The following is a 24,286-nucleotide window of genomic DNA, read 5'->3' on the forward strand; positions in this document are numbered from 1 at the left end:
CCGGCTTTCCGGCAAGCGCCGGCTCGGCCGGCCATTCAAGAGGCTTTGACTGTGGCAAAACCGGAACTTGGAACAAAGCGCATCGACCCGGAAACGGGGCGCAAATTCTACGATCTGAACAGTGATCCGATCGTTTCGCCCTACACCGGCAAGTCCTATCCGCTGTCCTTCTTCGAAGAAACCTCGGTCGCCAAGGTGCTCGAGAAGGAAGAAGAAGAAGACGTAACGGAAGTCGATGCAGAGAACACCGAAGTCGAACTCGTTTCGCTCGAGGATGCCGATGATGAGGCAGCCGGCGGCGACGACCTGCCGGATCTCGGCGACGACGACGTCGAAATCGACGGTGACGACGATGACGACACCTTCCTGCAGACAGACGACGAAGACGACGACGACGACATGAGCGACCTCATCGGCGTGTCGGACGACGAAGAAGACGTCTAAGCGCTTCAAATGACAAAGAAATGCTCCCGTCCTCGGCCAAAGTGGCCCGGACGGGAGAAAAATGGCCCGGACAAAAAATAAATCCACAGGCCACGCATTTTTCGGCTTGCCATCCTCAAAAAGGGGAAGTAATAAGCCGCCACTCGCCGAGCACAACAGCCCGACGAGCTTCCCGGACCGGCCTAGCCGGAACCCGATATGGGGCTATAGCTCAGCTGGGAGAGCGCTTGCATGGCATGCAAGAGGTCAGCGGTTCGATCCCGCTTAGCTCCACCAAATCCTTCTTTCGATTGATCAGTGCCCGGTCCTCACGGACCTTCGTCCGCTGCCATTTCGTCCAGCGAATCCAGGATCATCGTCAAGAGCCGGATGATGTCGGCCGACTCAAGCAGGGCGTTGCGGATTTCGCGTTCGGATCGGCTGGGGATGGAACCGGCGATATCCAGAAGGATGTTGGTTACGTCCGGCGCTTCGGTGTTCGGCTCCATGCCCGTCTGCTCGCGCATGCAGCGGATCAGCGCCACTGCGCCTTCAAGCAAGCGCTGTGCCTGCAGCGGGGTGAGGTCATGAACCTCGTTGGCGGCACGAAACAGCTGCGATCGGAAGCCGGCTATCGTGGTCATCTCGGGGATGATACTCCTTTCGGCTTCAAATGAAAGTGGTGGCCGGAGCCGCCCACGCAACGTTCGGATGAACAGGATGCATGCGCTAGCTTGCGCGAACGCGAACAGCCGCTTCGCGCGCACCATCCGCTCGCGCCGCCATGCGTTCATGATTTGTTAAGCAGCGGAACGCAGAAGCTGGTACCATGTTTCTGATCTCGAAAATCTTCTGGCTCATCGCGCAGCCGCTGTCGTTCTCGCTGCTTGCCGTCATCGCCGGGCTGCTTGCGACGGCCATCGGCTGGCGCCGCATCGGCGCTGTTCTCGGCAGCCTCGGCGCGCTGGTGCTTTTCGCCAGCCTGTTCACCACCACAGGCCCCTATGCGCTGCAAGCGCTCGAGGATCGATTTGCGCGCCCGACACCGCCGACGGCGCTCTCCTGCATCATCGTGCTCGGCGGCGCCTTCGAAAACGAAGTCATGGCGAGCCGTGGCGGCACGGAACTCAACCAGGCGGCAGACCGCTTCATCGAGACCGCGAGCCTCGCCAAGCGTTATCCCGAAGCGCGGATCCTCGTCTCCGGCGGCGACGGCTCGATCAGCGGCGCCTACGAGGGCGATGCGCTGGCCTCCAAGGCGTTCTTCGACATCTTCGGGATCGCCGCGGATCGGGTGATCCGCGAGGAAGATTCGCGCACCACTTTCGAGAACGCGCGCTACACCAAGGACCTGCTGGCGGCAAACGGACTTTCACAGTGCGCGCTCGTCACCTCGGCCTATCATATGCCGCGCTCCGTCGGGCTCTTCCGCGCCAATGACATCGATGTCCTGCCCTGGCCGACCGACTACCGCACCAGCGGCAAGGTGCGCCTTGGCTTCGATTTCACCCAGCCCTCGCTGAACGCGCAGCTGACGACGACGGCCGCCAAGGAATGGACCGGGCTTGTTGCCTACTACCTGCTCGGCCGCACCCAGGCCGTGCTGCCGCAATAGGAAGCCATGACATGCCCCACTGCTGCTGCAAACGGCAGTTCGCCCCCTGACTTCATCCTGGCGGTGCGCTAATGATCTGCGAGAGCCAATCGGGCTGAAACGGAGCGCCCATGCCGATCCTCGAAATCCTCGACTATGCCGGCGTGGCCGTGTTTGCCGCCACCGGGGCGCTGTCGGCGTCGCGCAAGCAGCTCGACATCATCGGCTATCTGTTCCTGGCCTCGGTCACCGGCATCGGCGGCGGCACGATGCGCGACGTCGTGCTCGGCGCTACGCCCGTCTTCTGGGTCACCAACCCGACCTATCTGCTGGTCTGCGCCACCGTCGCCGTTCTCCTGTTCTTCACCGCCCATCTCTTCGATTCGCGCTACCGGGTCCTCGTCTGGCTCGACGCGATCGGCCTGTCGGCCTATTGCGTGATGGGTGCGGCGAAAGGCTATGCGGCCACGGGGTCGCCGGGCGTCGCGCTCGTTACCGGCATGCTGACGGCGACGTTCGGCGGCGTGCTTCGCGATCTGCTGGCCGGAGAACCCTCGGTGCTGCTGCGGCCGGAAGTCTACGTGACGGCAGCGCTGATCGGCGCCAGCGCCTATGTGCTGGCGACGATGGTGGGGCTACCGCTTGTGGCCGCCTCGGCGCTCGGCGTGGCCTCGGCCTTTGCCGTACGCGCAGGCGCGCTCAAATTCGGCTGGACGCTGCCGACCGGCAAGGCATTGCCTGGCCGCGACCCGGACGACGTGATGTGAGCCTTGAGCACCCGCCTGCCTATGACAGGCGCCGGACAGCACGGGTAGCGTAGTTGATGCGGTGTCGGCCGCCACCCGGGCGGCTCCAGCGAAAGGGATACCGCATGCGCTTCCTCAGCAACAAGCTTGCCGCACTCGCCCTTCTTTGCATGGCCTCGCCGGCATTTGCCGCCACGACCGTCAAGGTCGTCGAAGGTGGTGAAGCGGGCGGCCCGATGACACTGACACTCGACCAGTCGACGATAAAGGCCGGAGAGACGGTCTTCCTGGTGCACAACGACGCCATGACCGAAGAGCACGAGATGGTGCTGGTGAAGCTGAAATCAGCCGACCAGAAGATCAATCTCATCGCGGCCAAGCATCGCGTCGACGAAAAGCAACTCAAGAGCCTCGGTGAGGTTTCCGAGCTGAAGCCCGGAGCCGACGGCCAGCTGAAAGCCAAGCTCGCGCCGGGCAGCTATGTGCTCCTTTGCAACATCAAAGGGCACTACGAGGCTGGCATGCGCGCCAATCTGACGGTGACGGAATAGCGGCGATCGATCGCCATCGCGGCCACCGTCACGGTGGCCGCCCTATCAGCGGCCGTTCTTGCGGCGCAGACGGATGACCACGTCGACATGGGCGATTTCCATGCCCTCGGGCGGCTCCGGCAGATTGTCTATGTGGATGTTGCTGACCGGAATATCGAGAACCTCGTTCTGGCCCTCGACGAAGAAGTGATGATGGTCCGACACGTTGGTGTCGAAATAGGTCTTGGCGCTTTCCACCGCCAGCACGCGGATCATGCCGGCCTCGGTAAACTGGTGCAGCGTGTTGTAGACCGTCGCCAGCGACACGGGCACGCCGGCCATGACGGCCTCTTCGTGCAATTCTTCGACGGTCAGGTGGCGATCACCCTTGGCAAAGATCAGATCGGCGAGGGCAACGCGTTGACGGGTCGGACGCAGGCCTGAGTGGCGAAGCCTTTCTTCCGAGCTCACTTCTGTTGCTTTCGTCATCAAGGGTCGTTCCATGTATCCCGGCGAAATTCACAATACTTCCTCCGCGATATAACTTTTACGTCCTCGCCTTTCAATAGATTCCAGCCCTGACAGGCGTTGCAAAGCCCGAAAAACCGGTCAAACTCGGGGAATGCTGGCAATTAACTCTGGTCGCGCCCACATTGATCCTGTAAGCGACGGCGGAGTGAAATCGTCATCTGGAGCGATGGAGACCGGACGGAAAACCGCAAGATCCGGGTCGCCACGCTTCATTTCAAGCCAAACTTGCTCTAAAGCAGGTCGGACAACACAATTTGTTACGCGGGGAAACATCTATTCATGACGACCAGACAATCCAGCTTCAACTATGAGGAAATCCTGGCCTGCGGCCGTGGAGAATTGTTTGGCCCCGGCAATGCCCAGCTGCCGCTGCCGCCGATGCTGATGGTCCACCGCATCACCGAAATCTCCGAAACCGGCGGAGCCTTCGACAAGGGCTACCTGCGCGCCGAATACGACGTGCGGCCGGACGACTGGTATTTTCCCTGCCACTTCCAGGGCAACCCGATCATGCCTGGCTGCCTCGGCCTCGACGGCATGTGGCAGCTGACCGGCTTCTACCTCGGTTGGCTCGGCGAGCCCGGCCGCGGCATGGCGCTTTCCACCGGCGAAGTGAAGTTCAAGGGCATGGTGCGTCCCCACACCAAGCTTCTCGAGTACGGCATCGACTTCAAGCGCGTCATGCGCGGACGGCTCGTGCTCGGCACGGCCGACGGCTGGCTGAAAGCCGATGGCGAAACTATCTATCAGGCGACCGACCTCCGCGTCGGCCTGTCGAAGGATAAGGCCGAGTAAGATCCAGGCCTTTCCGCAGCCAACGAAATAAAGAAAAGGTCAGTACCATGAGACGGGTTGTTGTCACGGGCCTCGGCATCGTTTCCTCGATCGGGAACAATGCAGACGAAGTCACGGCGTCGTTGCGCGATGCCAAGTCGGGCATCACGTTTTCTCCCGATTTCGCCGAGAACGGCTTCAAGTGCCAGGTCTGGGGCGCGCCTTCGCTCGATCCGACCGAACTCGTCGATCGCCGTGCCATGCGCTTCCTGTCGCAGGGCGGCGCCTGGAACCACGTGGCGATGAAGCAGGCAATCGCCGACTCCGGTCTGGAAGAAGCCGTCATCGCCCGCAACGAGCGCACCGGCATCATCATGGGCTCGGGCGGACCGTCCACCCGCACGATCGTCGAAGCGGCCGACATCACCCGCAAGAACGTCAGCCCGAAGCGTATCGGCCCGTTCGCCGTTCCGAAGGCGATGTCGTCCACCGCATCGGCGACGCTTGCCACCTGGTTCCAGATCCACGGCGTCAACTATTCGATCTCGTCGGCCTGCTCGACCTCGGCCCATTGCATCGGCAACGCTGCCGAGATGATCCAGTGGGGCAAGCAGGACGTGATGTTTGCCGGCGGTCACGAAGACCTCGACTGGACCATGTCCAACCTGTTCGACGCCATGGGCGCCATGTCGTCGAAGTATAACGAAACGCCGTCGACGGCTTCGCGCGCCTATGACGCCAACCGCGACGGCTTCGTCATCGCCGGCGGTGCGGGCGTTCTCGTTCTCGAAGAACTGGAGCACGCCAAGGCCCGCGGCGCGAAGATCTACGCCGAAATCGTCGGCTACGGTGCGACCTCCGACGGCTACGACATGGTGGCTCCGTCGGGCGAAGGTGCTGCCCGCTGCATGCGTCAGGCGCTCTCGACCGTGAAGGGCGATGTCGACTACATCAACACCCACGGCACCTCGACACCGGTAGGCGACAGCAAGGAAATCGGCGCGATCCGCGAAGTTTTCGGCAGCAAGATTCCGCACATCCAGTCGACCAAGTCGCTCACGGGCCACTCGCTCGGTGCGGCCGGCGTACAGGAATCGATCTACGGCCTGCTGATGATGCAGGCCGGCTTCATCGGCGAAAGCGCGCATATCAGCGAACTCGACCCGGAGTTCGATGGCGTTCCGATCGTTCGCAAGCGCATCGACAATGCCAAGATCGATACGGTTCTTTCGAACTCCTTCGGCTTCGGCGGCACCAACGCAACGCTCGTCTTCCAGCGCTACAACGGATAACACCATGACGGGACTGATGACTGGAAAGCGTGGCCTCATCATGGGTGTGGCCAACAACCATTCTATTGCGTGGGGCATCGCCAAGTCGCTTGCAGCGCAAGGCGCGGAGCTGGCCTTCACCTATCAGGGCGAAGCGCTGGGCAAGCGCGTCAAGCCGCTGGCGGCCGAACTCGGTTCCGACTTCCTGCTTCCCTGCGATGTCGAAGACATTGCGTCGGTCGATGCGGCCATCGATGCGATCAAGGAACGCTGGGGCAAGCTCGACTTCATCGTCCATGCCATCGGCTTCTCGGACAAGAACGAGCTGAAGGGCCTCTACGCCGACACCTCGCGCGACAATTTCAGCCGCACGATGGTGATCTCCTGCTTCTCCTTCACCGAGATCGCCAAGCGGGCGGCCGAGCTAATGGATGAGGGCGGCTCGATGCTGACGCTCACCTATGGCGGCTCCATGCGCGTCATGCCGAACTACAACGTCATGGGTGTCGCCAAGGCGGCACTCGAAGCGTCCGTGCGCTACCTCGCCGCCGACTACGGCGTTCGCGGCATCCGCGTCAACGCGATTTCGGCAGGCCCGATCCGCACGCTTGCCGGCGCCGGCATTTCCGACGCCCGGGCGATGCTCTCCTGGCAGCAGAAGAACTCGCCGCTACGCCGTACCGTCACGATCGACGATGTCGGCAGTTCGGCCCTCTATCTTCTTTCGGACCTTTCGCGCGGCGTGACCGGCGAAATCCACTATGTCGATTCCGGCTACAACATTACGTCGATGCCGGCACTCGATGCGCTTAGGACCGCCGACGCCGAGTAACGGCAGCGGCGAACGCCGCTGACGAACGACGCAGCTTCTACCGAAAACCCCGGCGAGGTATCTCGCCGGGGTTTCTCATTTTGGGGTCGGCAAGGCTCGAGAAACATCAATCCGGAAGGCCGGCCTTGTGGAAGCCGTCGACGAAGTGCGCCAGCGTCGCCGCGTCACGAAACGGCTCGGTCGTCGCCCAGAAACCGGTCGTAAAATGCGGGTTGGCGACGAGGAACAGGTCGACCTCGGCGCGCGCCTCGTCGAACCGCCCCAATTGCGCGAGGCTCGCCGCCAGGAAGCGACGGGAGCTGGTGCGGTAGGTCTCATCCTTGCGCAAAGTCTCGACTGCGGCTTCGTAGTCTCCGGCCGCATACTGCGCCTGGCCGAGGGTCAGATAGTACCAGCTTGCCGGATAGGGGTTCAGCCGGAAGGCCTTGCGAATGTGCTCCAGCCCTTCCTCGACCCGGCCCGCCAGCACCGTGATGTCGGACAATGTCGCCCAGGTGTCTGCTTCGTTCGGATCAAGCTCGATGGCCCTGGCAAACTCGGCGTCGGCCTCGGCGAAGTTGCGCTCGTAGGCAAGCAGGTTGGCAAGCACCCAGCGGCAGCCGGCGTCGCTGGGATCGATTGCAACGGCTTTGCGCGCCAATTCCAGAGCGATGCCGCGGGTCGGCTCGATCGGCGCGCCCCAGTGCACCCACCCCATCCAGTGGTTCATGGCGAGCCAGCGATAGGCCTCGGCATAATCAGGGTCGAGCGAAACGGCGCGGGTGAGCATCAGATGCGCTTCCCGGGCGGCCTGCGGCGAATCGTCGATCAACTTGCGCGCCCGCACACAGAGATCATAGGCCTCGAGGCTCCTGGGGCGATTGCGTGACGGCGGGGTGCGCAGCCGGCCAAGCAGCGCCTCGACGATCTTCGCCGTCACCTCGTCCTGAACGGCAAAGATGTCTTCCAGATTGCGATCGAAGCGCTCGGCCCACAGGTGCTCTCCGCTTAGCGCATCGACCAGCTGGGCATTGATGCGCACGCGTCCGGAGGCGCGCCGTGCGCTTCCTTCCAAGAGGTAGCGGACGCCAAGATCCTCCGCGATCGCGCGCACGTCCATCGCCCTTCCCTTGTAAGCAAAGGTGGAGTTGCGGGCGATGACGAACAGACCACCGCTCCGGGAGAGATCGGTGATCAGGTCTTCCGTCAGCCCGTCCGCGAAGGAATCCTGCTCGGGATCGTTGCTAAGATTGACGAAGGGCAGCACGGCAATCGAAGGCCGGCCCGGGAGCGGCAACGGCTTTCGCCCGCCTGCCAGCCGCTCGATATTGCCCATGAAACGGTATCCGACGCGCGGAACCGTCGAGATCCACTCGCCGCCGTCGGCAGCCCGGCCGAGCAGCTTCCTGAGCTGTGCGATCTGTACGGTGAGATTGCCTTCCTCGACGGCCGTGCCCGGCCAGGCGGCGTCCATCAGCTCGGTCTTGGCAAGGATTTCACCTGGCCGTTCCACGAACGCCGCAAGCAGCTTCACGCCGCGATGCCCGACCGCAACAGGATCATCGTTCCGCAGGAGCGTTCCCGCACCCGGATCAAGCACGAATGGACCAAAGGCAAAACGCGTATCCTGCATGCGGCGATCTATAGCCCGTTTGGAAGTTTTTGAGAACTTTTTGGAAGGCCTTAAGTACGGCGTCGATCCTATTTCGCAGAATCCAACCTCCTTCAGATCGAGGATCTCCGGATCCCTCAAAGCCGATAGCGAGGTTGTCATGAACAACGCCCCCTTTTCTCCCATCGTTTCCCCTCAGCCAGCGGCGCCAAAGACGCGGGGGAGCCCGACGCGTTCGCTTTCCCCTGTCGAGACGCTGAGACGGATGGTCGCCGCCTGGCGTGAACGGAACCAGTTTCACATCGAGCTCGAGCGAAAGCTCAAGGGCGATCCGCATCTGATCGACGATATCGGCCTGACGCGACGCCAGGTCGAGGAGGAGCTCGCCAGACCCTTCTGGCAAGTGCTTTGAGGTGATCCGCGCAATGACATCGGACCAGCAGCCACCACCGACGCCGATCCTTGGCGAGGCGATCACAACGCTCCGGGAAGATCAGGCCCCATGGGCGGCGATGGCGGGCATCATCGCGACGGTCACCGTCTTTGCGGTGGCGCAGGGGCTCACCTATCCGCTGCTCAGCTTCATCCTGGAGCGGCAGCGGACGGAACCTGCCCTCATCGGTCTGTCGGCGGCCATGACGCCGCTTGGGTTCATCCTGTCGGCGCCTCTGATCCCGATGCTTTCACGGCGGCTGGGCGGTGCCCGGCTCGCGGTCCTGTGTTCGGTGCTGGCCGCCAGCACGATTGCCGCCATTGCCTGGACCGCCGACGTCTGGGCCTGGATGCCACTGCGCTTTCTGCTGGGCGTCTTCGCCAATCCGCTATCCGTGATCAGCGAGACCTGGCTGGTGGCGATTACGCCCGCGTCCCGCCGGGGCCGCATCATGGGTCTCTATTCCTCCGTCGTTTCGGCCGGTTTCGCCATCGGGCCCCTGTCGCTGGGGATGGTCGGAACGGCCGGCTGGTCGCCATTCCTGATCGGCATCGTGGCTTTCCTCGCCTGCGGCCTGATCCTGCTTGCCCTGGTGTCGCGCCTGCCGGAGATGCCGCGGCATGGGGAGGCGACTTCGGTCGCCGGCTTTTTCGCGCTGGCGCCGTTGCTGCTGTTTGCGGTCGCGACGGCTGCGGCCTTCGAGCAGACCCTGCTTTCGCTGCTTGCGGTCTATGGCGCAGCGCTTGGCAGCGACGAGGCGCGCGTCGCACCGCTCATCACCTGCTTCATTGCCGGCAATGCGTCGCTGCAGGTCCTGCTCGGACGGCTCTCCGAACGCAGGGGATCGAGGCGGACCATGCTGTTCTGCGTGCTTTCATCCCTGGCCGGATGCCTGCTGCTGCCATGGCTGTTCGACAGCTGGCTCATCTGGCCGCTCGTTTTCGTTTGGGGTGGGGTGACGTTCGGGATCTATACGCTGTCGCTGATCCAGCTCGGCGAGCGCTTCAGCGGCCGGGCCTTGATCGCCGGCAACGCCGCCTTTGCCTTCGCCTGGGGCCTTGGCGGCATGGTCGGCTCACCGGCAACGGGACTTGCCATGCAAGTGACCGGACACCACGGCCTGCCGCTGTCTCTCGGCCTGCTCTGCGCCGGCCTCGCTGGGCTGTTGATCGCCAAGGGAAGCCGCAGCTGACGGACCCGGTCCGCCTGCTTTCTGCCGGCTGCCTCAAACCAGGATGAAGAGCACGAACAAGGCCACGATGACCGCCGCTACGACGAAACCCGTATGGGTTCGGCGTGCGGGGTCAAGCGGCGAGCGGTAGAGGCTCTGCAGGAACGACATGGGCACCTCGGAGGTCGCACCATGCCCCTCGCCCTGTTTGATGTCCTTGGCGATAGCTTCGGCCGCATCCTCGCTCAAAGGCGGCCTGTTCACTCCCGACGTCATGGATCTCATCCTCCGGCAGCAAAACCGGGCACATGGTGAGCCGGATCTGCGGCGAAGGCAACGGGCAAAGTCTGGCGTGCGGCCAGATGCAAAAAAGCCGGGTCATTCGCCCGGCTTTTCCATTCGGTTCGTGCAAAATGGGCCCTACTGGGCCTAGCGCCTGGCCCAGAGCACCTTGAAACGGGCGTTGCGGCAGGTCTCGCCATATTCCTTGGAGTTTTCGGCCAGCACTTGCTCGTAGGGCAGGCCGCGATTGGCAACCATCATCAGCTTGCCACCCTGCTTCAGCGCCTTCAGCGCCGTCTTGATGATGGCGACGCCGAGCGCCGGCTCGGCCGCGTGGCCCTCATGGAAGGGCGGGTTCATGACGATGAGGTCGTACTTGTCGCGCGGCTCTTCGCTCGTCAGGTCGAACCAGTAGAAACGGGCCGGCATGCGCGGCGCGTTCGCCATCATGTTGACGCGGGCCGCCTCGAGCGCCTCGTGATCGGCCTCGAAGAGATCGACCCCCTTGGTGCCCGGCGACGCTTGAGCGAGCTTGGCTGCGAGATAGCCCCAGCCGGCGCCGAAATCGGCGGCATGGCCGTGGAAATCGATCGGCAGACGCGAGGCCAGCAGTTCGGAGCCGGCATCGATACGATCATGCGAGAACATGCCGGGCGAAGCCTCGAACAGGCCATCGACGCGCACCGGCACCTTGGCGAGCTTCTGTACGGCGTCGGTGACATCTTCTGGACGGGTGAACCAGAAGGCGACGCCGTGGTATTTCGGCAGATGGTCGCCGTCCCATTCGAACTTGGCGATGCGCTTCTTCAGCGACTGGATGCCATCTTCCTTGCCGCCGGCAACGACGATCAGGCCGCCTTCGCGCGTGCGCTTCAGCGCCTCGGCGATCCGGTCTTCGTTCTCGCCCTTGTGCTTGCCGCACAGGATCAGCGTGACGTCGTAGTCCTCGCCGGTAATTTCGGGCGCCACGTCGGCACGGGCGGCCTCCAGGGCGCGATAGAGCGGCCGCAGCGGCTGCACGGCGGAGATCGACGCCTCGAAGCCCTGGGGCAGCCTGTAGCCCGCTTCCGCGCCAAGGAACAGCACGCGCTCGCCCGCGCCCGGCGGGTCGATCACGCCGCTGTCGAACGGGTAAAACAGGGTCTTCAACGAATCTCGGCTCATCGGTCTATCCGTCATCTTCTTACAAGAAAGGGGCGCGGAGCGAACCGCCCCGCGCCCCGAATGCATTCGGGTGAAGCGCGCTTATTCAGCGGCTTCGCCGTCGCCCTTCTTCTCGGACTTTTCGGCAGCGACTTCCTTGCCGGTGGCCTGATCGACGACCTTCATCGAGAGGCGAACCTTGCCGCGCTCGTCGAAGCCCATGAGCTTGACCCAGACCTTGTCGCCTTCCTTGACGACGTCGGTCGTCTTGGCGACGCGCTCGGAAGCGAGCTGCGAGATGTGGACGAGGCCGTCACGGGCGCCGAAGAAGTTGACGAAGGCGCCGAAGTCGGCGGTCTTCACAACGGTGCCTTCGTAGATCTGGCCGACTTCCGGCTCAGCGACGATCGAGTGGATCCACTTGCGGGCCGCTTCGATTTCCTTGCCCGACGAAGAGGCGATCTTCACGGTGCCGTCGTCTTCGATGTTGATCTTGGCGCCGGTCTTTTCGACGATTTCGCGGATGACCTTGCCGCCCGAACCGATGACTTCGCGGATCTTGTCGACCGGGATGTTCATGACTTCGATGCGCGGGGCGAATTCGCCGAGCTGGCCACGGCTTTCGGAGATGGCCTTGGCCATTTCGCCGAGGATGTGGAGACGGCCGCCCTTGGCCTGCTTGAGCGCAATGCCCATGATCTCTTCGGTGATGCCCTCGATCTTGATGTCCATCTGGAGCGAGGTGATACCGGCGTCTGTACCAGCGACCTTGAAGTCCATGTCGCCGAGGTGGTCTTCGTCGCCGAGGATGTCGGAGAGAACGGCGAAGCGCTCATCTTCCTTGATCAGGCCCATGGCGATACCGGCAACCGGCTTTGCAAGCGGAACGCCAGCGTCCATGAGGGCAAGCGAGGTGCCGCAGACGGTCGCCATCGAGGACGAGCCGTTCGACTCGGTGATCTCGGAAACGACGCGCAGCGTGTAGGGGAACTGCTCGGCTTCCGGCAGCATCGGGCGGATAGCGCGCCAGGCGAGCTTGCCGTGACCGATTTCGCGACGGCCCGGGGAGCCCATGCGACCGGTTTCGCCGACCGAGTAGGGCGGGAAGTTGTAGTGCAGCATGAAGCGTTCTTTGTACATGCCGGTCAGGCTGTCGACGTACTGTTCGTCTTCGCCGGTGCCGAGCGTGGCAACGACGATCGCCTGCGTCTCACCGCGGGTGAACAGGGCCGAACCGTGGGTGCGCGGCAGAAGGCCGACTTCCGAGACGATCGCCCGAACGGTTTCGAGATCGCGGCCGTCGATGCGGCTCTTGGTGTCGAGGATGTTCCAGCGAACGATCTTGGCCTGCAGGTGCTTGAAGACGGCGCCGATGACTTCGGCAGTGTGCTTCGGCTCAGCGCCTTCCGGGAAGAAGTGTGCCTTCACCTTTGCCTTGACGGCGTCGACGGCAGCGTAGCGGGCAGCCTTCTCGGTGATCTTGTAGGCGTCGCGCAGTTCGGCTTCGGCCATGCCGAGCATTTCGGCTTCGAGCGCGGAATGATCTTCCGGCTGGAAGTCGCGCGGCTCCTTGGCGGCAACTTCAGCGAGCTTGATGATCGCGTCGATGACCGGCTGGAAACCCTTCTGGCCGAATACGACGGCGCCGAGCATGACGTCTTCCGCCAGTTCCTTGGCTTCCGATTCGACCATCAGCACCGCTTCCTGGGTGCCGGCGACGACGAGGTCGAGGGTCGATTCGTCCATCTCGTCGAGATGCGGGTTCAGCACGTACTGGCCGTTGATGTAGCCGACGCGCGCGCCGCCGATCGGGCCCATAAACGGGACACCCGACAGCGTCAGCGCAGCAGAAGCGGCAACCATCGACAGGACGTCGGGGTTGTTTTCGAGGTCATGCTGCATGACCGTGACGACGACCTGGGTGTCGTTCTTGTAGCCCTCGGGGAACAGCGGGCGGATCGGGCGGTCGATCAGGCGTGAAACAAGCGTTTCGTTTTCGCTCGGACGGCCTTCGCGCTTGAAGTAGCCACCCGGGATCTTGCCGGCGGCGTAGGTCTTTTCCTGGTAGTTGACGGTCAGCGGGAAGAAGTCCTGGCCCGGCTTCGGCGCCTTGGCCGAAACGACGGTGGCGAGAACGACGGTTTCGCCGTAGGTGGCGAGAACGGCGCCGTCAGCCTGACGGGCGACCTTGCCGGTTTCGAGCTTGAGCGGACGCCCAGCCCATTCGATTTCAACCTTGTGGGTATCGAACATGTTCTGTCCTTCGTGTGCGGCGGACCTCTCCGCGGCTGTTGCAGCGCGGGCGGTCGAAGGGCCGCATGAAATGGCGCATCACGGGCAAGACAACGGGAGGCTTCACGCTTTAGTCGGCTGGTTTCCGCTTTGCCCGTCCACCCGCTTTGAAGCGGCGTTTCCGGCAAGCAGGGGCCGAAGCATCCTGCAATCCTGCCCCATGACGGGCCATCGGTTGATCCGCGACACCGGCCCATCCGGCTCGCTGGACGCTCTCGCTTAGCCACGTTTCCTATGCGGCTGGAGAGTTTAATCGTCGAGCGTTCAACGCTCCATAAAAAAGCCGGCGGGCCGCAAAGACCCGCCGGATAAGTCGCTTAGCGACGGATGCCCAGGGCACCGATCAGCTTGGTGTAGCGCGCTTCGTCTTTCTTCTTCAGATAGTCGAGGAGCGAACGACGGCTGGAAACCATCGCGAGCAGACCACGGCGGGAATGGTTATCCTTCTTGTGGCCCTTGAAGTGTTCGGTCAGGTTGTTGATCCGTTCCGTCAGGATAGCAACCTGGACTTCCGGAGAACCGGTGTCGCCTTCAACGGTTGCAAATTCCTTGATGAGCTGAGCCTTACGCTCTGCAGCAATCGACATCGGATGATCCTTTCGATTTCGAGGATTTAGGGACGCCGTCAGCCGGGATGTCGTCCAGCTGCGGCCGTGAATGCAACGGGCATTTAGCCTTTTGCTGGCGTGCCTATAAACGAATTGGATGAAAAAGGAAAGGGTCATGGACCGGCGCTCGCGAAGGCGGGCGGATGGCCTCAATAACCGGTCGGGCACCGCTCCATCGGGGGCGATTTTATCCGGCCGCGATCGGCAGGTGTACGGCTCGGATTGGCGGAGAAAACCCGCCGGCGGCCGGTCATGGCGCGTCATCTTCGCCGGCCTGTCGCGGCACGGTGATCCGCCACTCGATACCGTCGGCATGCATCGTCCGCTCCAGCACCGCATTCAGGGCCATGCCGAGCATGCGTTCGAGCACGAGCGTGCCAAAACCCTTGCGGATCGGATCTGAGGGCTTGCCCGCGAGATCGGCCCCCTCCTCCCGCCAGCGAATGGCGATGCCCTCATCCTCCAGCGACCAGCTCAGCTTGACGACGCCGGTGGTATTGGCGAGCGCGCCGTATTTGGTGGCATTGGTCGCGAGTTCGTGCAGCGCCATGCCGAGCGTCTGGGCGATCTGGGTTTCGAGCCGCAAAGGCGGACCGGACAGGATCACCCGCCTCGGATCGTCAGGCGTGAACGGTTGCAGCTGGTTCTGGGCCAGTTCCCGGAAATCCACCCCTTGGGCGGCATTGGCGATCATCAGGTCGGTGGAGCGGGCGAGCCCGGCGATACGCTTGCGGAAACTGTCGGCGAAATCGGCGGCACTCTCGGCCGAATAGACCGACTGGTTCAACATCGACTGGATCACCGTCAGCTGGTTCTTCGAGCGGTGCGCCACCTCGCGCATCAGGAACCGGATTTCGCTCTCCGCTTTGGTGCGTGCGGCTGCCGCCCGAGCCAATGCCGCTGAAACCTGCTCGACCTCGGCGATCATGTGCGGGCGCGGCTCGATCCGCTCGCCGGCGCCAAGGCGGCGCGCATCCTGCGCCACCAGCTTCACACCCTGCGACAGGAGCCGCGCGATGGCCAGCGAACCGGCGATCGCGATGCCGGCAAAGATGATGCCGCCGAGCGAAAGCCACAGGAACGACCAGACGGCGGGCGCATCGACGATCGAGCGCGGCGCCCAGGCGATGATCCGCCAGCCGGTGATGACAGAGAATTCGGTCGCCACCCGATATTCCGTGCCGTTCTCCTTGATGTTGCGAACGCCGATGCTGATCGCCGGGACCTTGTCGAGAAAGAACGGCTTGCCGGCCTTGACCGCCGCATCCGAGGAGATGATGACCTTTCCCGCGCCGTCGACGAGGGCCGCGTTCCAGCCGGGTGACAGCGTATCGCGGTTGACGGCCTTGGCCATGTTCTCGGCGTTCTGCGTCAAGGCCAGCAGGTATTCCTCACCGGTCGAGAGTTTGGCCGGCAGATAGACGTTGAACACCCATTTTCCGGCGGTCTTGCCGAAGAAGACATTGGAGACGAGCGGCGCGCCGTTGTTGGTGAAGGCGCGCTCGATGGAGTCCGGGTCGGACCCCTTGCCGAGCTGCGTGCCGAAGGGAACGCGGGTGTTGAGCCGCTGCTCGTGCTTGCGATCGATGACGATCAGGTAGGAATCGGTCTGCGCCAGCGCTGTCGAGGCTCTCTCGTAAAAGGCCTGCAAATTGGCGTCCTCGATCGCCCGCGAGGTCGACAGCACCTTCAGAGTCGTCAGCATGCCCTCGATGTCGCGCTCGACGATGCGCGTCACCGATCCGGTCGAGGCCTGCAGTAGCGAGGTGATAACCTGCTCCTGCGCGTCGACGCTGCGCTTCAGCACGACGAGCGAAAAGATGAAGGCCGGAACGATGGCGACCAGCAGCAGCGACGTCAGATAGAAACTGAACGGGCGGGTCAGCCCATGGCGGGCGCGATCGACCATCGCCGCCAGGCCATTGCTTGCCCTGCGTTTTCCTTCCTCCGTCACACCGGTCACCTGCAACGTCCCTTTCCGTTCCCTGCCGGCGGCATCAACGCCTTGGGCGCACGTCGCCGCAAATGGCGCAACCGCCAAACGGCAACGAAACGCGATACGGAAACGGAATCACCTCGGATGGACTGGGAACCCATGCCGGGATCATGCGTCAAGGATCAAGCAAAGGCAAATTGTTCCGGGCGCTTAGCTTCCGGCGAAGACACGCTTGGGGCGGAATTCGCCCTCGGCGATCTCACCGATCGCGACCAGCTTGCCGCGCGCCGTGGCATAGGCCTCGGGCGTCGCCAGCGGTGCGTCGCGGCCGCGCAGGATGATGGGATTGCCCATTCTGAGACGGTGCGCCTGGTCGTCGTTAACAGGCACGTGCGGCAGGCTGGAAAGCGCTTCGCCGGTCTCGATCAGATAGGCGTCGAGTGCCGCCAGACGTTCCTGGTCGTCCTCGATCTTTTCCAGAGCCACCAGGTCGGCAAGCGGCACCATGTCCTCTTCCCCGAACGGGGCGACGAAGGTACGGCGCAGCGACGCGATGTGGCCGAAACACCCGAGATCGCGGCCCATGTCGCGGGCGAGCGAGCGCACATAGGTGCCCTTGCCGCATTCGATTTCGAAATGGGCGAGATTGGGTGCAGCCCCCAGCAGCGTCAGCCGGTGAACCTCGACCTCGCGGGCAGGGATCTCGACCGTCTCGCCGTCGCGGGCGAGATCATAGGCGCGCTCGCCATCGATCTTGATCGCCGAGAACTGCGGCGGGACCTGGCTGATGACCCCGGTATATTTCGGCAGCAGCGCGCGGATCGCCTCTTCGTTCGGCCGCTCGGCCGAGGAATGGGTGACCTCGCCTTCGAGATCGTCCGTGGAGCGCTCCTCGCCCCAGGCGACGGTGAATTCGTAGATCTTGCGTCCATCCATCACGTAAGGGACGGTCTTCGTCGCATCGCCAAGCGCAATCGGCAGCATGCCGGAGGCGAGCGGATCGAGGGTGCCGGCGTGGCCGGCCTTCTGGGCCTTGAACAGCCACTTGATCTTCGAGACGGCTTCGGTGGAGCCGAAGTCGAGCGGCTTGTCGAGGATCAGCCAGCCCGAGATCGGGCGGCCCTTGGGCTTACGCGGTTTGGACATGAAATCTACTATTCTTCGTCTTCGGTCTGGTCGAGATCGCGGCTAACTTCCGGCGAACGCAGGAGTTCATCGATCTTCTTGTAGTTGTCGAAGCTCGTATCGTCGCGGAAACGAACGTCGGGCATGTACTTCATCTGCCGAAGCTGCGGGCCGAGACGGCCGCGAATGTACTTGGCGTTGCGGTTCAGCGCTTCGATGACTTCGTCATGGTTGGGTACGCCGAGCGGGGTCACGTAGGCGGTGGCGATCTTCAGATCCGGCGACATGCGCACTTCCGAGATCGCGATGACGGTCTTCTCGATCACGGGATCGCGAACTTCGCCGCGCTGCAGAACCTGCGTGATCGCAGCACGCACCTGTTCACCGACACGCAGCATGCGCTGGGAAGGGGCAGAGGATGTGGCTTTGGTCATGGTCGTTGGCTTTCCAAGGTATTGCGCCCGCCCGGGGCGGCAATCCGTTTTATTCTTAAGCGTAATATAGCGTCCCTGCCTCAGGCACGGGTAGCCCTGATTGCCTGCGCCCGCTTTCTTTGACGCAGCCCCAGAAAGACGCCCGTAGCGGTCAACACGAGCGCGGACAGCAGATGGATCAGTTCGAACTGCGGATGAGCGCAACCCTCATTGATAGCCGACTGCCATACCTGGTGCTCGGCATCTCCCCAGGATGTGATAGCCATCATCAGGAGGAGGCCGCCGAGAAGACTCCCGACCCAAAGCAGCGCCCGAAGGCGCAAAACCACTGAACCGATAAACAGACAGAAAAGCGCCGCCAAGCCGACCCAATTGGTCAGGAAAGCGGCCACCTCGTTGAAAACCGAGAAATTCTGCCCATCCCATCCGGGATAGATCTTGTCGCAGACTTCGGCGAAAGCCGGCGTCCGCCAAAACGACACAACAGCGGCCAAGGCCGCCGTTGTGCAGATTTGCCGGGCTTTCAGCCCCATTAGAGCGTCCGGGTGATATGCTCGACGCGGAAGCACTCGATCGTATCGCCGGCGCGGATGTCTTCGTAGTTCTCGAAGGCCATGCCGCATTCCTGACCGACGTTGACTTCAGAGACTTCGTCCTTGAAGCGCTTGAGGGTCTTGAGCTTGCCTTCGTGGATAACGACGTTGTCGCGAACCAGACGGACGCCGACGCCACGCTCGACCTTGCCTTCGGTGACGCGGCAACCGGCAACCTTGCCGACCTTGGTGATGTTGAACACCTCCAGGATCTCGGCGTTGCCGAGGAAGGTTTCGCGACGCTCCGGCGAGAGCAGACCCGACATCGCCGCCTTCACGTCATCCACCAGATCGTAGATGATATTGTAGTAGCGGATTTCGATGCCGGCACGCTCGGCGGCCGAACGGGCCTGCGAGTTGGCGCGGACGTTGAAGCCGATGATCGCGGCGTTCGATGCCTCGGCGAGCGAGATATCCGACTCGGTGATACCACCGGCACCCGAATGCACGATGCGTGCACGCACTTCGTCGGTTCCGAGCTTTTCGAGAGCACCGGCGATCGCTTCGATCGAGCCCTGCACGTCGCCCTTGATGACCAGCGGGAACTCCTTGAGACCGGAGGTCTGGAGCTGGGTCATCATCTGCTCGAGCGAGCCGCGCGAGCCGGACTGACGGGCAACCTGCTTTTCGCGGGCGAGACGCTGGCGGTATTCGGAGATCTCGCGAGCACGGCTTTCGTTTTCGACGACGGCGAACTTGTCACCGGCAGCCGGCGTACCCGACAGGCCGAGAACTTCGACCGGCATCGAGGGGCCAGCTTCCTTGACGTGTTCGCCCTTGTCGTTGACGAGCGCGCGCACACGGCCCCACTGATCACCGGCGACGATGATCTGGCCCGGACGCAGCGTGCCCTTCTGAACGAGCACGGTCGCAACCGCACCACGGCCACGGTCAAGCTCGGCTTCGACCACCGTACCTTCGGCCGTCCGGTTCGGATTGGCCTTGAGGTCGAGGATTTCCGCCTGGAGCAGGATCGCTTCCAGCAGCTTGTCGAGGTTGGTGCCGTTCTTCGCGGAGACTTCCACGTCGAGAACTTCACCGCCCATGGATTCGACGAAGACTTCGTGCTGCAGCAGTTCGGTGCGAACCTTCTGCGGGTTTGCCGTCGGCTTGTCGACCTTGTTGATCGCCACGATGATCGGAACACCCGCAGCCTTGGCGTGGTTGATCGATTCGATCGTCTGCGGCATCACGCTGTCGTCAGCCGCAACCACGAGGATCGCGATGTCGGTCGCCTGGGCACCACGGGCACGCATGGCGGTGAACGCCGCGTGGCCGGGGGTGTCGATGAAGGTGATCTTGTTGCCGTTCTGCTCGACCTGGTAGGCGCCGATATGCTGGGTGATACCACCCGCTTCGCCGGCAACCACGTTGGCATGACGGATGGCGTCGAGCAGCGAGGTCTTGCCGTGGTCGACGTGACCCATGATCGTAACGATCGGCGGACGCGGCTCCATTTCTTCGTCCGAGTCCGAAACGTTGAAGATGCCTTCCTCGACGTCGGATTCCGAAACGCGCTTGACCGTGTGGCCGAATTCGCCAGCGATGAGTTCAGCCAGGTCGGCGTCGATCAGATCGCCGGGCTTCATCATCTGACCTTCCTTCATCAGGTACTTGATGACATCGACGGCGCGTTCAGACATGCGCTGCGACAGTTCCTGAATGGTGATGGTTTCGGGCAGGATGACTTCGCGAGAAATCTTCTCGCGGGTTTCCTGCATCTGGCTGCGCTTGAACTTCTCCTGGCGACGACGCATGGCCGACAGCGAGCGAGCGCGCTGGCCCGCATCCTCGTCGCCCGCGGTGCTCAGCGTCAGCTTGCCCTGGCGGCGACCATCGTCACCCTTCGGGCGGGCCGGAACCTTTGCCGGCTCCGGACGCACGACCTTGCCGCGAACCGGACCTGCGCCAGGACGCGGACCACGATCCTCATCCTTCTCATTGTCGACCTTGCGGCCGCGCAGCGCGCCGGCCGGAGCCGGGGTCGGAAGTCCAGTTGCAGCTTCGGCAGGCCGTGCAGCCTGCGGGCGGCCGTCGGCGCGACGCTCGGTGGAAGCGGGTGCGCGAGCTGCCGCGGGGCGCTCTTCGACAACCTCTTCGACCTTTGCTTCGGGCTCGACTGCCGGACGGGCTGCTTCTTCAGCGGCGCGGCGTGCAGCTTCTTCCTTCTCCCGCAGGAGACGGGCTTCTTCCTCGCGCTTGCGACGTGCTTCGTTCTCGGCGCGGATGACCGCTTCTTCGGCGTCGCGGATCTGCGCTTCGGCCAGAGCACGGCGGCGTGCGTCGATCTCACCGGCTGAAAGCTGGTTCAGAACGACACCCACACGCGGCCGGTTGGCCTGGTTGGCTTCCTGGCGCGTCGAGTGCTGCTGCGGCTGCGGGGCCGGGCGGCCGGAAGGCTGCGGCTGAGCCGGACGCTGCTCGACCGGGCGTGCGGCGGGAGCCGCGGCAACCGGCGTGATCGGGCGCTCGTCCTTAGGGCGGTGGAAGGGGCGTTTCTTGGTTTCGACCACGACCGCCTTGGTGCGGCCACGGCCCATGTCCTGACGCACGGTCCCCTGCGAAACCCCGTGGGGCTTCAGGGTCAGCGTCTTCTTGCCTGCTGCGCTGCCTGTCTTGTCGTCGTTGTTGTCGGTCATTCCGTTCCGTTCCTAGCGATCAGGGCCGGATGCGTATCACCTGACCCTGTCTTCCAAATTGTCTCAAACAATGTACGCGATGCCAGACTGTGCCGGTGACTCGGGTCATTGCTGTGGCTTGCCAGCGCCGCCTTCGGCCCGGACCGGGACGGATCCTCGGTACTTTTCGAGCATGATTGCGCGCTTCACTACACCCTCACCCGCCTGCCCTGCAAGCGCTGCGGCATGGATAAAAGCATTACTTCCTAAAAGGCCCTCCATTTCCGCCCCGGTGAAGGGACGGAACGAAGGTATTTCCGTTTCGTCGTCGGCCACGAAGCTCATCGCCTTGCGGGCCTGGTCTATCTTGCGCACGCCGTCGGCGGCAGCATCGGCCGCGTGGAACACGGCAAGCGCTGCCAGACCGCGCACGGCCTGCTCCGTCTTCGTCGCGCCGGAAATGAACTGGGCCGCCTTGCGCGCCAAATTCATCATTCCGGCCAGCTGCTCACCGAGCAGCCGGTCGACATCGTCGGCGAGCGTCGCGTCAGCCTTGACGTCCGCCTTGAGTGCGCGGGCGAAGAACTTCTTCGCCACCGCTTTCTCGATCAGCGCCCGCTCGGCCTTCACCCAGCAGCCGCGCCCCGGAAGCTGACGCTTCAGATCCGGAACGACGCGACCGTCGGGCCCGGCCACGAAGCGGATCAGCTCGTCGGGCGATCCGCTTTCGCGGGTGACGATGCAGGTCCGCGTGCTGCCGCTGCGATCCTTCGGACCCCCATCTACAGGCAGGGTGTCCGAAGGCAGGCTGTCGGCCTCATCAGAGACGGTCATCGCCCTTAAGCGTCCTGCTCGGCGCCTTCGGCAACGTCGATCGGCTCTTCACCTTCGACCTCGTCGCTTGCCAGGTCCTCTTCCGTGATCCAGCCGGCCGCAAGGCGGGCCTGAACGATCATGCCTTCGGCTTCGGCGCGCGAAACTTCGAACTTCGAGAAGGTGCCCTCGAAACGCTTGGTGTCGCCGTCCTTGCGTTCGCTCCAGCCGACGAGATCGTCCGCGGCGCAACCGGCAAAGTCTTCAACCGTCTTGATGCCTTCTTCGCCGAGCGCAACGAGCATCTGGCTCGTCAGGCCGTCGATCGAGCGCAGTTCGTCGGCGACGCCGAGTTCCTTGCGCTTGGCATCCAGTTCCGCTTCCAGCTTTTCCAGGAACTCGCGGGCGCGGGTCTGGATTTCGGTCGCCGTCTCGTCGTCGAAGCCGTCGATCGAGGCGATTTCGTCGAGGTCGACATAGGCAAGCTCCTCGACGGCGGCAAAGCCTTCGGAAGCCAGAACCTGGCCGACCATTTCGTCGACGTCGAGCGCGTCCATGAACAGGTTGGTGCGCTCGGTGAATTCCTTCTGGCGGCGCTCGCTCTCTTCCTGCTCGGTGAGGATGTCGATATCCCAGCCGGTCAGCTGCGAGGCGAGGCGAACGTTCTGGCCGCGACGGCCGATGGCGAGCGACAGCTGCTCGTCCGGAACGACCACTTCGATGCGCTCTGCATCCTCGTCGAGAACGACCTTGGCGACTTCTGCCGGCTGCAGCGCGTTGACGATGAACGATGCCGGGTCCTGCGACCACGGAATGATGTCGATCTTTTCGCCCTGCAGTTCGCCGACGACGGCCTGAACGCGCGAACCGCGCATACCGACGCAGGCGCCGACCGGATCGATCGAGCTATCGTTGGAGACAACGGCGATCTTGGCGCGCGAACCCGGATCACGGGCAACCGACTTGATCTGGATGATGCCGTCGTAGATCTCAGGCACTTCCATGGTGAAGAGCTTCACCATGAACTGCGGATGGGTACGCGACAGGAAGATCTGCGGGCCGCGCTGTTCGCGGCGAACGTCGTAGACGAAGGCGCGGACGCGATCGCCGTAGCGCATGTTTTCGCGCGGGATCATCTCGTCGCGGCGGATGATGCCTTCGCCACGGCCGAGGTCGACGATGACGTTTCCGTATTCGACGCGCTTGACGGTGCCGTTGACGATTTCGCCGACGCGATCCTTGAACTCGTCGAACTGGCGATCGCGTTCGGCTTCACGAACCTTCTGCACGATGACCTGCTTGGCCGACTGGGCGGCGATGCGGCCAAAATCCATCGGCGGCAGCGGATCGGCGATGAAGTCGCCGAGCTTGGCATCCGGGTTGCGATCGCGAGCAAGCTCGAGCGGGATCTGCGTGGAGTAATCGTCAGCCTTCTCGACCACTTCCAGAAGACGCTGCAGGCGGATTTCGCCGGTCTTGGAGTTGATGTCGGCGCGGATGTTCGATTCCGACCCATAGCGCGAGCGGGCCGCCTTCTGGATCGCGTCGGCCATCGCGGCCAGAACGATCTCACGGTCGATCACCTTTTCACGCGCGACAGCATCCGCGATCTGCAGAAGCTCGAGCCGGTTAGCACTGACTGCCATGTCTTGTCTCCGTTGGGTTGCAGGGGGCTTCACGCTCCGCCCGACTTATTCCTCAATAGGTGAATCTTCGTCTTCGAAATTTTCATTCGCAGCGCGTGCCGCCTTCGCCTTCTTGTCGGCGGTCAGCGCATCACGGATCAGATCGTCGGTCAGGATCAGCCGCGCCTCGGAAAGCGTGGTGAACGGGATAACGACGACGGGCTCCTCGCCATAGGCAACCTGGTCGCGCTCGAGCCGGAAACCGTCGTCATCGACGGAAACGATCTTGCCGCGGAACCGCTTGCGGCCGTCGACCAGAACCGACGTCTCACATTTCAGCAGGTGACCCTGCCAGCGGAAGAAGTCGGACTTGCGCACCATCGGGCGGTCGATGCCCGGCGACGACACTTCGAGATGATACGCCTTGTCGATCGGATCTTCCACATCGAGCACCGGCGAAATGGCCTTGGAGATCTCTTCGCAGTCCTCGACGGTCATGGTGCCGTCGGTGCGCTCGGCCATGATCTGCAGCGTCAGGCCGTTCTGGCCGGACATGCGCACGCGCACGAGCTGGTAGCCCATCGGCACGATGACCGGCTCGATGATGTCGGCGACGCGCTGGTCGAGACCGGTTTCGGTGATCAGGCGGGGTTCATGTGCATTTTCAGCCGTTGTCGTATCGGACAAACGATCATCTCCTCATCGGACCGGCTAATAAAAAAGAGCGGGTCCTGACGGGCCCACTCTTCATCTACCGATCAAGAATTTGAGGCTCATATACGCCCCATCGCCGCAAATTGCAAGGCATTGGGCCGCCCGCCGCAAATGGCCGGACGATCCGCCAGCAAGCATCTTCGCCAACAAGGTCAGTTTCAGCGGGTGGCGCTTCGCGTTGTCCGGCCTATAACAGGTAACGAACCG

Annotated in this window: 24 protein-coding genes and 1 tRNA gene; 10 read left to right on the forward strand and 15 right to left on the reverse strand. The window is 63.1% G+C overall.

Annotated features, from left to right (window positions below; genetic code table 11):
• Positions 1–51: 51 nt before the first annotated feature.
• Both ACIQUG_RS19825 and ACIQUG_RS19830 read left to right on the forward strand, forming a co-directional pair.
• Complete coding sequence (locus ACIQUG_RS19825) at positions 52–444, forward strand: TIGR02300 family protein (protein ID WP_043611865.1); 393 nt, start codon at positions 52–54, stop codon at positions 442–444.
• Positions 445–644: 200 nt separating this feature from the next.
• Positions 645–720: transfer RNA gene (locus tag ACIQUG_RS19830), tRNA-Ala, on the forward strand.
• Between the two features lie 32 nt (positions 721–752).
• Here the strand turns inward: ACIQUG_RS19830 and ACIQUG_RS19835 are convergent.
• The gene (locus tag ACIQUG_RS19835) at positions 753–1,193 is read right to left on the reverse strand and encodes a hypothetical protein (RefSeq protein ID WP_402323630.1); all 441 of its coding nucleotides are present in this window, start codon (positions 1,191–1,193) and stop codon (positions 753–755) included.
• Between the two features lie 59 nt (positions 1,194–1,252).
• Between ACIQUG_RS19835 and ACIQUG_RS19840 the strand changes: the two genes are divergently transcribed.
• The 3 genes from ACIQUG_RS19840 (at position 1,253) to ACIQUG_RS19850 (ending at position 3,314) form a co-directional block, all read left to right on the forward strand.
• Positions 1,253–2,038, forward strand: a complete 786-nt coding sequence (locus tag ACIQUG_RS19840; RefSeq protein WP_402323631.1) for a YdcF family protein — start codon at positions 1,253–1,255, stop codon at positions 2,036–2,038.
• A gap of 110 nt (positions 2,039–2,148) precedes the next feature.
• Complete coding sequence (locus ACIQUG_RS19845) at positions 2,149–2,784, forward strand: trimeric intracellular cation channel family protein (protein ID WP_077962782.1); 636 nt, start codon at positions 2,149–2,151, stop codon at positions 2,782–2,784.
• 104 nt (positions 2,785–2,888) lie between these two features.
• Positions 2,889–3,314, forward strand: a complete 426-nt coding sequence (locus ACIQUG_RS19850; RefSeq protein WP_402323632.1) for a plastocyanin/azurin family copper-binding protein — start codon at positions 2,889–2,891, stop codon at positions 3,312–3,314.
• 45 nt (positions 3,315–3,359) lie between these two features.
• On the opposite strand, the gene irrA is transcribed toward ACIQUG_RS19850, so the two are convergent.
• Positions 3,360–3,782: an iron response transcriptional regulator IrrA gene (gene irrA, locus ACIQUG_RS19855; protein ID WP_043611882.1), complete on the reverse strand. Its 423-nt coding sequence runs from the start codon at positions 3,780–3,782 to the stop codon at positions 3,360–3,362.
• Between the two features lie 321 nt (positions 3,783–4,103).
• Between irrA and fabA the strand changes: the two genes are divergently transcribed.
• The 3 genes from fabA to fabI are packed head-to-tail and all read left to right on the forward strand — an operon-like array spanning position 4,104 to position 6,701.
• On the forward strand, positions 4,104–4,619 hold the full coding sequence (gene fabA / locus ACIQUG_RS19860) for a 3-hydroxyacyl-[acyl-carrier-protein] dehydratase FabA (RefSeq protein ID WP_402323633.1): 516 nt from the start codon (positions 4,104–4,106) through the stop codon (positions 4,617–4,619).
• 47 nt (positions 4,620–4,666) lie between these two features.
• Positions 4,667–5,890, forward strand: a complete 1,224-nt coding sequence (gene fabB / locus ACIQUG_RS19865; protein ID WP_402323634.1) for a beta-ketoacyl-ACP synthase I — start codon at positions 4,667–4,669, stop codon at positions 5,888–5,890.
• Positions 5,891–5,894: 4 nt separating this feature from the next.
• Entirely contained in the window at positions 5,895–6,701 is an 807-nt protein-coding gene (gene fabI, locus ACIQUG_RS19870) for an enoyl-ACP reductase FabI (protein ID WP_402323635.1), read from the forward strand.
• 106 nt (positions 6,702–6,807) lie between these two features.
• Here fabI and ACIQUG_RS19875 read toward each other — a convergent pair whose 3' ends face one another.
• The gene (locus tag ACIQUG_RS19875) at positions 6,808–8,313 is read right to left on the reverse strand and encodes a winged helix-turn-helix domain-containing tetratricopeptide repeat protein (protein WP_402323636.1); all 1,506 of its coding nucleotides are present in this window, start codon (positions 8,311–8,313) and stop codon (positions 6,808–6,810) included.
• Positions 8,314–8,452: 139 nt separating this feature from the next.
• On the opposite strand from ACIQUG_RS19875, the gene ACIQUG_RS19880 reads away from it, so the two are divergent.
• Positions 8,453–8,704 (forward strand): DUF1127 domain-containing protein, encoded by a 252-nt coding sequence (locus ACIQUG_RS19880; protein ID WP_402323637.1) that lies wholly within the window; start codon positions 8,453–8,455, stop codon positions 8,702–8,704.
• 13 nt (positions 8,705–8,717) lie between these two features.
• Positions 8,718–9,917 (forward strand): MFS transporter, encoded by a 1,200-nt coding sequence (locus tag ACIQUG_RS19885; protein ID WP_402323638.1) that lies wholly within the window; start codon positions 8,718–8,720, stop codon positions 9,915–9,917.
• 33 nt (positions 9,918–9,950) lie between these two features.
• Here ACIQUG_RS19885 and ACIQUG_RS19890 read toward each other — a convergent pair whose 3' ends face one another.
• From ACIQUG_RS19890 to rimP, 12 genes are all read right to left on the reverse strand, one after another.
• Entirely contained in the window at positions 9,951–10,172 is a 222-nt protein-coding gene (locus ACIQUG_RS19890) for a hypothetical protein (protein WP_402323639.1), read from the reverse strand.
• A 153-nt stretch (positions 10,173–10,325) separates the two neighbouring features.
• Positions 10,326–11,342 carry a class I SAM-dependent methyltransferase gene (locus tag ACIQUG_RS19895; RefSeq protein ID WP_402323640.1) on the reverse strand — a complete coding sequence of 339 codons (1,017 nt, stop codon included), beginning with the start codon at positions 11,340–11,342 and terminating at the stop codon, positions 10,326–10,328.
• Between the two features lie 81 nt (positions 11,343–11,423).
• A complete protein-coding gene (gene pnp / locus ACIQUG_RS19900; protein ID WP_402323641.1) occupies positions 11,424–13,574 on the reverse strand; it encodes a polyribonucleotide nucleotidyltransferase in 2,151 nt (716 codons plus the stop codon).
• A gap of 356 nt (positions 13,575–13,930) precedes the next feature.
• Positions 13,931–14,200 (reverse strand): 30S ribosomal protein S15, encoded by a 270-nt coding sequence (rpsO, locus tag ACIQUG_RS19905; protein WP_029742369.1) that lies wholly within the window; start codon positions 14,198–14,200, stop codon positions 13,931–13,933.
• Between the two features lie 271 nt (positions 14,201–14,471).
• Complete coding sequence (locus tag ACIQUG_RS19910) at positions 14,472–16,184, reverse strand: sensor histidine kinase (protein WP_402323642.1); 1,713 nt, start codon at positions 16,182–16,184, stop codon at positions 14,472–14,474.
• 183 nt (positions 16,185–16,367) lie between these two features.
• On the reverse strand, positions 16,368–17,303 hold the full coding sequence (gene truB / locus ACIQUG_RS19915; protein WP_034804752.1) for a tRNA pseudouridine(55) synthase TruB: 936 nt from the start codon (positions 17,301–17,303) through the stop codon (positions 16,368–16,370).
• Positions 17,304–17,311: 8 nt separating this feature from the next.
• Positions 17,312–17,716, reverse strand: a complete 405-nt coding sequence (rbfA, locus tag ACIQUG_RS19920; protein ID WP_192448178.1) for a 30S ribosome-binding factor RbfA — start codon at positions 17,714–17,716, stop codon at positions 17,312–17,314.
• Positions 17,717–17,796: 80 nt separating this feature from the next.
• The gene (locus ACIQUG_RS19925) at positions 17,797–18,249 is read right to left on the reverse strand and encodes a hypothetical protein (RefSeq protein ID WP_402323643.1); all 453 of its coding nucleotides are present in this window, start codon (positions 18,247–18,249) and stop codon (positions 17,797–17,799) included.
• On the reverse strand, positions 18,249–20,948 hold the full coding sequence (gene infB, locus ACIQUG_RS19930; RefSeq protein WP_402323644.1) for a translation initiation factor IF-2: 2,700 nt from the start codon (positions 20,946–20,948) through the stop codon (positions 18,249–18,251). Before infB ends, ACIQUG_RS19925 begins: the two co-directional genes overlap by 1 nt.
• A gap of 105 nt (positions 20,949–21,053) precedes the next feature.
• Positions 21,054–21,761 carry an RNA-binding protein gene (locus tag ACIQUG_RS19935; RefSeq protein ID WP_043611830.1) on the reverse strand — a complete coding sequence of 236 codons (708 nt, stop codon included), beginning with the start codon at positions 21,759–21,761 and terminating at the stop codon, positions 21,054–21,056.
• Positions 21,762–21,766: 5 nt separating this feature from the next.
• Positions 21,767–23,386: a transcription termination factor NusA gene (gene nusA / locus ACIQUG_RS19940; RefSeq protein WP_402323645.1), complete on the reverse strand. Its 1,620-nt coding sequence runs from the start codon at positions 23,384–23,386 to the stop codon at positions 21,767–21,769.
• Positions 23,387–23,431: 45 nt separating this feature from the next.
• Entirely contained in the window at positions 23,432–24,052 is a 621-nt protein-coding gene (gene rimP, locus ACIQUG_RS19945; RefSeq protein ID WP_043611825.1) for a ribosome maturation factor RimP, read from the reverse strand.
• Positions 24,053–24,286: the final 234 nt, after the last annotated feature.

It is taken from the genome of Ensifer sp. NPDC090286, assembly GCF_044769565.1.
Classification (GTDB): Bacteria; Pseudomonadota; Alphaproteobacteria; order Rhizobiales; family Rhizobiaceae; genus Ensifer.

Bases quoted from the DNA above. Each gene is read 5' to 3' on its own strand.
- ACIQUG_RS19835 (WP_402323630.1), bottom strand. From the start codon at position 1,193: ATGGTGCGCGCGAAGCGGCTGTTCGCGTTCGCGCAAGCTAGCGCATGC.
- ACIQUG_RS19840 (WP_402323631.1), top strand. From the start codon at position 1,253: ATGTTTCTGATCTCGAAAATCTTCTGGCTCATCGCGCAGCCGCTGTCG.
- ACIQUG_RS19845 (WP_077962782.1), top strand. From the start codon at position 2,149: ATGCCGATCCTCGAAATCCTCGACTATGCCGGCGTGGCCGTGTTTGCC.
- ACIQUG_RS19850 (WP_402323632.1), top strand. From the start codon at position 2,889: ATGCGCTTCCTCAGCAACAAGCTTGCCGCACTCGCCCTTCTTTGCATG.
- irrA (WP_043611882.1), bottom strand. From the start codon at position 3,782: ATGACGAAAGCAACAGAAGTGAGCTCGGAAGAAAGGCTTCGCCACTCA.
- fabA (WP_402323633.1), top strand. From the start codon at position 4,104: ATGACGACCAGACAATCCAGCTTCAACTATGAGGAAATCCTGGCCTGC.
- fabB (WP_402323634.1), top strand. From the start codon at position 4,667: ATGAGACGGGTTGTTGTCACGGGCCTCGGCATCGTTTCCTCGATCGGG.
- fabI (WP_402323635.1), top strand. From the start codon at position 5,895: ATGACGGGACTGATGACTGGAAAGCGTGGCCTCATCATGGGTGTGGCC.
- ACIQUG_RS19875 (WP_402323636.1), bottom strand. From the start codon at position 8,313: ATGCAGGATACGCGTTTTGCCTTTGGTCCATTCGTGCTTGATCCGGGT.
- ACIQUG_RS19880 (WP_402323637.1), top strand. From the start codon at position 8,453: ATGAACAACGCCCCCTTTTCTCCCATCGTTTCCCCTCAGCCAGCGGCG.
- ACIQUG_RS19885 (WP_402323638.1), top strand. From the start codon at position 8,718: ATGACATCGGACCAGCAGCCACCACCGACGCCGATCCTTGGCGAGGCG.
- ACIQUG_RS19890 (WP_402323639.1), bottom strand. From the start codon at position 10,172: ATGACGTCGGGAGTGAACAGGCCGCCTTTGAGCGAGGATGCGGCCGAA.
- ACIQUG_RS19895 (WP_402323640.1), bottom strand. From the start codon at position 11,342: ATGAGCCGAGATTCGTTGAAGACCCTGTTTTACCCGTTCGACAGCGGC.
- pnp (WP_402323641.1), bottom strand. From the start codon at position 13,574: ATGTTCGATACCCACAAGGTTGAAATCGAATGGGCTGGGCGTCCGCTC.
- rpsO (WP_029742369.1), bottom strand. From the start codon at position 14,200: ATGTCGATTGCTGCAGAGCGTAAGGCTCAGCTCATCAAGGAATTTGCA.
- truB (WP_034804752.1), bottom strand. From the start codon at position 17,303: ATGTCCAAACCGCGTAAGCCCAAGGGCCGCCCGATCTCGGGCTGGCTG.
- rbfA (WP_192448178.1), bottom strand. From the start codon at position 17,716: ATGACCAAAGCCACATCCTCTGCCCCTTCCCAGCGCATGCTGCGTGTC.
- ACIQUG_RS19925 (WP_402323643.1), bottom strand. From the start codon at position 18,249: ATGGGGCTGAAAGCCCGGCAAATCTGCACAACGGCGGCCTTGGCCGCT.
- infB (WP_402323644.1), bottom strand. From the start codon at position 20,948: ATGACCGACAACAACGACGACAAGACAGGCAGCGCAGCAGGCAAGAAG.
- ACIQUG_RS19935 (WP_043611830.1), bottom strand. From the start codon at position 21,761: ATGACCGTCTCTGATGAGGCCGACAGCCTGCCTTCGGACACCCTGCCT.
- nusA (WP_402323645.1), bottom strand. From the start codon at position 23,386: ATGGCAGTCAGTGCTAACCGGCTCGAGCTTCTGCAGATCGCGGATGCT.